This window comes from Acidibrevibacterium sp. (genome assembly GCF_049965395.1).
Taxonomy (GTDB): Bacteria; Pseudomonadota; Alphaproteobacteria; order Acetobacterales; family Acetobacteraceae; genus Acidibrevibacterium; species Acidibrevibacterium fodinaquatile.
Window position 1 is genome coordinate 26,379 of sequence record NZ_JBMFWJ010000031.1, and the last position, 6,570, is coordinate 32,948.

7 protein-coding genes are annotated in these 6,570 nt (G+C 65.1%); 6 read left to right on the top strand and 1 reads right to left on the bottom strand.

Features of this window, described 5'->3' with window-relative positions; genetic code table 11:
* Positions 1 to 1,044 carry a pyruvate dehydrogenase (acetyl-transferring) E1 component subunit alpha gene (gene pdhA, locus ACP5M5_RS10195; RefSeq protein WP_427937083.1) on the bottom strand — a complete coding sequence of 348 codons (1,044 nt, stop codon included), beginning with the start codon at positions 1,042 to 1,044 and terminating at the stop codon, positions 1 to 3.
* Between the two features lie 388 nt (positions 1,045 to 1,432).
* Between pdhA and ACP5M5_RS10200 the strand changes: the two genes are divergently transcribed.
* From ACP5M5_RS10200 to ACP5M5_RS10225, 6 genes are all read left to right on the top strand, one after another.
* The gene (locus ACP5M5_RS10200) at positions 1,433 to 2,815 is read left to right on the top strand and encodes a methyl-accepting chemotaxis protein (protein ID WP_427937085.1); all 1,383 of its coding nucleotides are present in this window, start codon (positions 1,433 to 1,435) and stop codon (positions 2,813 to 2,815) included.
* Positions 2,816 to 2,907: 92 nt separating this feature from the next.
* Positions 2,908 to 3,294 (top strand): outer membrane protein assembly factor BamE domain-containing protein, encoded by a 387-nt coding sequence (bamE, locus tag ACP5M5_RS10205; protein WP_427937087.1) that lies wholly within the window; start codon positions 2,908 to 2,910, stop codon positions 3,292 to 3,294.
* Between the two features lie 2 nt (positions 3,295 to 3,296).
* Positions 3,297 to 3,740 (top strand): hypothetical protein, encoded by a 444-nt coding sequence (locus ACP5M5_RS10210; RefSeq protein WP_427937089.1) that lies wholly within the window; start codon positions 3,297 to 3,299, stop codon positions 3,738 to 3,740.
* A gap of 108 nt (positions 3,741 to 3,848) precedes the next feature.
* Positions 3,849 to 4,688, top strand: a complete 840-nt coding sequence (locus ACP5M5_RS10215) for an FAS1-like dehydratase domain-containing protein (RefSeq protein ID WP_427937091.1) — start codon at positions 3,849 to 3,851, stop codon at positions 4,686 to 4,688.
* Between the two features lie 58 nt (positions 4,689 to 4,746).
* Positions 4,747 to 5,595, top strand: coding sequence for an MBL fold metallo-hydrolase (locus ACP5M5_RS10220; protein WP_427937093.1), 849 nt, complete (start codon positions 4,747 to 4,749; stop codon positions 5,593 to 5,595).
* A gap of 13 nt (positions 5,596 to 5,608) precedes the next feature.
* On the top strand, positions 5,609 to 6,271 hold the full coding sequence (locus ACP5M5_RS10225) for an MBL fold metallo-hydrolase (RefSeq protein WP_427937094.1): 663 nt from the start codon (positions 5,609 to 5,611) through the stop codon (positions 6,269 to 6,271).
* The last annotated feature ends 299 nt before the right edge of the window (positions 6,272 to 6,570 follow it).

The following is a 6,570-nucleotide window of genomic DNA, read 5'->3' on the forward strand; positions in this document are numbered from 1 at the left end:
TCACGCCTCCGCCAGAACGTCGGTCCAGAGTTCCGCGGGATCGGGCTCGGGCGAGGCTTGCGCGAAATCCGCCGCCTCCTGAATCTGCTTTTTCACCGCGTCATCGATCGCTTTGAGTTCGCTTTCCTCGACACCGAGATCAGCGAGTTGCTGGCGGGCATGATCGATGCAATCGCGTTCGCTGCGCATTTTCTGAACTTCCTCGCGCGAGCGGTATTTCGCCGGATCGGACATGGAATGGCCTCGATAGCGGTAGGTTTTCATCTCGAGGAGATACGGCCCCTCGCCGGCGCGGCAATGGGCAATGGCGGTCTTGGCGGCGGCATGAACCGCTGTCACATCCATCCCATCCACCTGGGCGCCGGGGATTCCCCAGGGCGCGCCATTTTTCGACAGATCATGCGAGGCGCTAGAGCGTTCGACGCTGGTGCCCATGCCGTATTTATTGTTCTCGATGACAAACAATACCGGTAATTTCATCAGCGCGGCGAGATTGAAGCTCTCATAGACTTGACCCTGGCTTGAGGCGCCCTCGCCGAAATAGGTCACGGCGACGCGATCATTGCCACGGTAGCGATTGGCGAAAGCGAGCCCAGTGCCAAGGCTGACCTGCGCGCCGACGATGCCATGGCCGCCAAAGAAATTCTTCTCGCGCGAGAACATATGCATCGAGCCGCCCTTACCGTGCGAATAGCCGTCGCGCCGCCCGGTGAGTTCGGCCATCACGCCCCTCGGGTCCATGCCGGTCGCCAGCATGTGGCCGTGGTCGCGATAGCTGGTGATTACCTGATCGCCCGCCGAGAGCGCCATCTGCACCCCAACCACCACCGCTTCCTGACCGATATAGAGATGGCAAAAGCCGCCGATCAGGCCCATGCCGTAAAGCTGGCCGGCTTTTTCCTCAAAGCGGCGGATCAGCAACATGTCGTGATAGGCGGAAAGCAGCGCCTCCCGCCCCAACCCCGCTTCCGCTTTGCCGCCGCTTCCCTTGCCGCCGCGTTCCACGATTTTCGCCGATCGCGCCATCGCTGCACCCCCTGCCATGACGTGTTTATGCAATGCCCGGAGACCTAGCCCGGCACCTGGTTCGCGGCAAGCGCAAACTGGCAAAAACCCGTTATGGTGCAGTGCGATAGGAAAAATTAACCTCAATCCAGTTAATCGCTTGCCATGCCGGGATTTCGCGCCCACGTGTGGTCAGGAGATTACGCCAGCTGGATGGTCTACGCAGGTTTCAATCGCAAGGCCAGGCGCCGGCGCAGCAAGATTGCCGGAATTTTTTGCGGCACGCGGCGGCGTGCCCACAGCGCGGCGCCGGCCCGCAGCCGCGTTGCGTCTTAACAATTCGTTTATTCTCTTGCGTTATCATTGCCTGCGCTGCCGCATGTGGCCGCTTCGATCTCGCCGTATGGGTCTCCTCGTAAGGATTGCCATGTCACGTCCGTTCCGTCTCTTTACCAACCCGGCTCCACCGCCACGCGCCTTGCCGATGCCCGCACCCCCCGAGGCGGTGGCGCCCGAGATCGCCGCTTTCCTCGCCGCGCTTGGCGCTGGGCGTTTCGACAATTCCGTCCCAGCGCCCGCGACCGCGCTCGGGCGCGCGCTCGGCGACGTGCAGGCAGAACTCGCCGCGCGTGCCCGCGACGAGGCCGACGCGGTGGTGGCAACCTCGCAAAACGCGACCGAACTCAACATTCTTCTCATTCGCCTGCTCGCCCCCTTGCGCGAAACCAGCGCCAGCGCGCAAACCATGTCGGCGGCGGTGGAGGAGATGGTGGCCTCGATCCGCGAGATCGACTGCGCTTCGCGCCACACCGCCGAGAGCACGGTGGATGCGCGGGCGGCGATGGCGGAAAGCGTCGGCCATGCCGAGCGCGCGGTCGGCGCGTTTCGGGCACTCGCGGCGCTGGTGCAGGATGCCGCGCGCGATGTCGCGGCGCTCGCCGATGCCTCGCGTGAGATCGGCGGCATCGTCCACGCGATCGAGCGGATCGCGAGCCAAACCCAGCTTCTTGCGCTGAACGCGACGATCGAGGCGGCGCGCGCCGGCGAGGCCGGCAAGGGGTTTACCGTCGTTGCCAATGAGGTGAAAAACCTCTCGCAGCAAACCGCGAAGGCGACCGAGGACATCCGCACCCGCATCGATGGCTTGCTCGGCCGCGTGACACGGGTGAGCGCGGTGATGGCGAGCGGCGACGAGATCACCGCCGAGGGCCGCGCCACCATCGACGCCTTGAACCAAGGCATGGCGACTGCCAGTGGCAAGCTCGAAAACATCAGCGCGTTGATGACCAGCAATGCGAGCACCCTCACCCAGCAAATGAGCGCGATGCAAGAATGCGCGAAGCACGTCCTTGGTATCGCCGAGATGGCGGGGCGTAATCTCGAGGCGATGGAAGCGGTCGCGCAGGCGGCAGACGGGCTGGAGGCAGCGATTTCGCAGCAGATGGGACGGGTCGCGGCAGCGGCGTTTGACGGCAAAGTGATCCGCCTCGCCAAGGCCGACCATGTGATCTGGAAACGCCGGCTGATCGCCATGGCCTCGGGCCGGGCACTTTTGAAAGCCGCGGAACTCGCCGATCATCATGGCTGCCGGCTCGGCAAATGGGTCGAGAGCGAGGCATCCATACCCTATCGCGACCACCCCGCCTTCGCCGCGCTGGAGGCGCCGCATCGCCGGGTTCACGAACATGGCAAGCGCGCCGCGGCCCTGTTCGAGGCCGGCAAAACCGATGAGGCACTCACCGAGATCGCGGCGGTGGAAGCGGCTTCGGCCGAGGTTCTGCGCAGCCTCGATGCGTTGCAGCACGGCTAACTGGTCTCGCTGCGCGACGGCTCCGGGGCGCTCTGGCGCGCTGCCAAAACCGCGCCATATAAGGCGGCGGGCAAGAAGCAGGAGCGAGCCGCATGCGCAAGCGTCGAGGAAATGCGTCTTACGCCGCCGTCATTTGGGCGGCGGTGGCGCTCGCGGGCTGTGCCGCTTCACGCGCCGATCTCGACCCACCGCTTCACGCCGATGCGCTGACGGCGATCAAGCCCGGCCAGACGACGCAGACGCAGGTGATCGCCCTACTCGGCCAGCCGCAAGTGATCAAGGCGGTCGATGGCCAAGTGCTGTTTCATTATTACCATTATACGCTCAAGCATGAGACGTTTTTGCTGTTCTCACGCGTGAACATCGCCGGCGATGATATCTACGTCTTCTTCGACAAGGCCGGGATCGTGCAAAACATCGTCTCCGGCAACCGCACCGATGCGCTGAAATTCCAGTTCTGGCCCTTCGGGAAAGACTAGCCGTGGTTTCCGCCCGGCGCCTCGTCTCTGCCCTCGCCGGCCTCGCGGGCCTCGCCGCCGCTGGCTGTTCGCCCATCACCTGGACGCGGACGACGCTGAACCAGCCGATCCACCCCGCCGATATCGAATTCATCACCCCCGGCCAAACCCTCTGGCGCGACGTGACGGCGCGCCTCGGCGCCCCATCGGCGATCGACCCTGGGGTGGAGGGCTTCATCGCCCGCTATTTCTTTTACGACGCCGCCGATTTCGACGCCGATCTCGGCGCCCCGCTCGATTATGTCGGCCCGATCTCGCGCGCCCCGCACGAACTCGACACGGGCGGCACCGGTATCGGCGGCGATGTCCTCACCGTGCTGGTCAATCACACCGGCGTGGTCACCCTCGCCACCCTCTCCCACGCCGACAAAACCGCCAATTTCAACCCGCTGCCCACTGACCATTAGGTCGCTGGCGAGAGGCTTCTGGTCAATGCGCGCGGCATCGGCTACCCGTTTGGGGGGATGGTGCTGCCGGATGCGGCCGGCGCTCACGCGAAACCAAGGGTAGATATCATGGCGTATGAGGACTTCATCGGCCGCCGCGAAGAACACCGAGACGAGGTCGCGGCGGCCGCCATTGCGCGGCTTGCCGCGACCCTTGATCTTGCGCCCGAGGCGGTGGCGCCGGGCGGATATCTGCCGCCGCTTTGGCATTGGATGCTGTTTCAAACCTGGGTGCCGGCTTCGGCGCTGGGGCCGGACGGGCACCCGCGGCGCGGCGGCTTCCTGCCCCCGATCCATGAGCTGACACGGCGGATGTGGGCCGGCGGGCGGGTGGTTTTTCGCGCCCCGCTCGCCGCCGGCACTGCGATCCGGCGCACCAGCACCATCCTCGCAATTCGTGAAAAAAGCGGCGGCTCCGGGCGGCTGGTTTTCGTCACCGTGCGCCACGTCATCGAAGGCCGCGAGGGGCCAGCGATCGAGGAGGAGCAGGATATCGTCTATCGCGGCGCGGAAGGGGTTGCGATCCGCGCCGCCAGCGCCGAGCCGCCGCCGCCGCAAGGCGCCTTCAGCCGCACCGTGACGCCCGACGCGGTGATGCTGTTCCGCTATTCGGCGCTGACCGGCAACGGCCATCGCATCCATTATGATCTCGATTATGTGACGACAGTGGAGGGCTATCCCGGCTTGGTCGTGCATGGGCCGTTGCAAGCGACATTGCTCGCCGATCTCCTCCGCCGCCATGCCCCGGCTGGGGCAAAACTCGCCAAAATCAGCTTCCGCGGCCAGCGCCCCGCCTTTGGCGGCCACCCCTTGACCCTCGTCGGCTGGCGCGATGGCGAGGTTTATCGCCTCGAATCGCGCGACCCCGAGGGGGCATGCTGCATGCGCGCGGAAGCAGAACTGGCGTGATGGTTGGCAGATAGCCAGAGGGACGATTATGTGTACAGTGATTGGCTGAGGAGAGATCATGGCATTTTTGACCGAATCCGAGCCACGCCGCGGCGTGGCGGAACCGGTGCTTCCTGGCATTCGCCGCGTCGTCGCCGCCAATCCCGGGCCGATGACCTATCACGGCACCAACACCTATCTCATCGAGACTCCAGACGGCGTGGTGTTGCTTGATCCCGGTCCCGATGACGCCGCCCATGTCGCGGCGCTGCTGGCGGCGATCCGGGCGATGCACGCGGGCGGCCAACTGGCGATGATCCTGTTGAGCCACACCCATATCGACCATGTCGGGGCGACGGCAGCGCTCAGGGCCGCAACCGGGGCTCCGGTCGCGGCCTATAAAACCAGCCCGCACCCGGATTTTTCGCCGGATATTCCGCTCGATGACGGCGACGCGGTGGCCGGCTTCACCGCGGTTTACACGCCCGGCCATGCCGCCGATCATCTCTGTTTCGCCTGGCGAGACGGCATTTTGTTCAGCGCCGATCACGTGATGGGATGGTCGACGAGCATCGTGAGCCCGCCCGGCGGCGATATGGCGGCGTATTTCGCGAGCCTCGAACGGCTCCTCGGTCGCGCCGACCGGGTTTATCTTCCCGGCCACGGCCCCGCTTTGCCGGCGCCGCATCCTTACGTCCGCGACCTTCTCGCCCATCGCATCGCGCGCGAAAACGCCATCGCCGCCGCCCTCGAGAACGGCCCGGCGAATACCCACGAGCTGATGACGGCGCTCTATTCCAAGCTCGATCCCATGCTGCGCCGCGCCGCCGAACGCAATGTCCTCGCCCATTTGCTCAAGCTCGAAAGCGAGGGCCGGGTTGTTCGCGATGGCGAGCGCTGGCTGACCAAAGCGACGGTCGGCGCGTGACGAGGATGCCACGATGACACTCTCGGTCACGCTGATCCCGGTCACCGCGTTTCAGCAGAATTGCGCCCTTATCTCCGACCCCGAAAGCCGCCGCGGTGCGGTGATCGACCCTGGCGGCGATGTCCCGCGCATCCTCGCCGCGATCGAGAAGCTTGGCGTCACCATCGAGCAAATCCTGCTGACACATGGCCATCTCGACCATGCCGGTGGGGCGAGCGCGCTGGCGCGGGCGCTGGCCACGGCGCAACCGGGCCGGACGGTGCCGATTGTCGGGCCCGCGGCGCAGGATCGCTTCCTGCTCGAAAACATCGCCCGCCAGGCGGCGGCGTTCGGCCTCGCGGACATGGAGGATGTGGCGCCGGACCGCTTCCTCACCGAGGGTGACGAGGTCGAGATCGCCGGTGTGCCTTTCGCGGTTCTTCACTGCCCCGGGCATACGCCCGGCCATGTCGTCTTCGTCGATCACGCCAACCGCTTCGCGGTGCTCGGCGATGTTTTGTTTCAAGGCTCGATTGGCCGCACCGATTTTCCTTATGGCGATCATCAGCAATTGCTCACCGCGATCGCCGAAAAAATTCTCCCGCTCGGCGACGACGTACATTTCATCTGTGGTCACGGGCCGGCCTCCCGTATCGGCGCCGAACGCCGCAGCAATCCTTTCCTGCAAGGGCTCTGAGGATTTTCCCCGCGGGTTGATGCGGCCGCCCGCACCGTCGCGCGGGCAAAAAAATGGCGGCGCTTGTGGCGCCGCCAAGTTTAGGGAGGAAACGTCCAAGAAAGCAGCAGCGCGGCGGAGCCGCATTGCTGCGATGCACAATTTAGCTAGTCGCGGGCTCCCTCGCAAGCATTTTTTTGCATTGCAGCATCGCATGGCCCGCAAGTCTGCCGTCGACGCGTGCCGGGCGGTGGCGTCTCAGAGTCCGAGCGTCCGCTCGACGACCCATCGTTTCGGCAGCACGACAAATCCTTTCACCG

Bases quoted from the DNA above. Each gene is read 5' to 3' on its own strand.
- pdhA (WP_427937083.1), bottom strand. From the start codon at position 1,044: ATGGCAGGGGGTGCAGCGATGGCGCGATCGGCGAAAATCGTGGAACGC.
- ACP5M5_RS10200 (WP_427937085.1), top strand. From the start codon at position 1,433: ATGTCACGTCCGTTCCGTCTCTTTACCAACCCGGCTCCACCGCCACGC.
- bamE (WP_427937087.1), top strand. From the start codon at position 2,908: ATGCGCAAGCGTCGAGGAAATGCGTCTTACGCCGCCGTCATTTGGGCG.
- ACP5M5_RS10215 (WP_427937091.1), top strand. From the start codon at position 3,849: ATGGCGTATGAGGACTTCATCGGCCGCCGCGAAGAACACCGAGACGAG.
- ACP5M5_RS10220 (WP_427937093.1), top strand. From the start codon at position 4,747: ATGGCATTTTTGACCGAATCCGAGCCACGCCGCGGCGTGGCGGAACCG.
- ACP5M5_RS10225 (WP_427937094.1), top strand. From the start codon at position 5,609: ATGACACTCTCGGTCACGCTGATCCCGGTCACCGCGTTTCAGCAGAAT.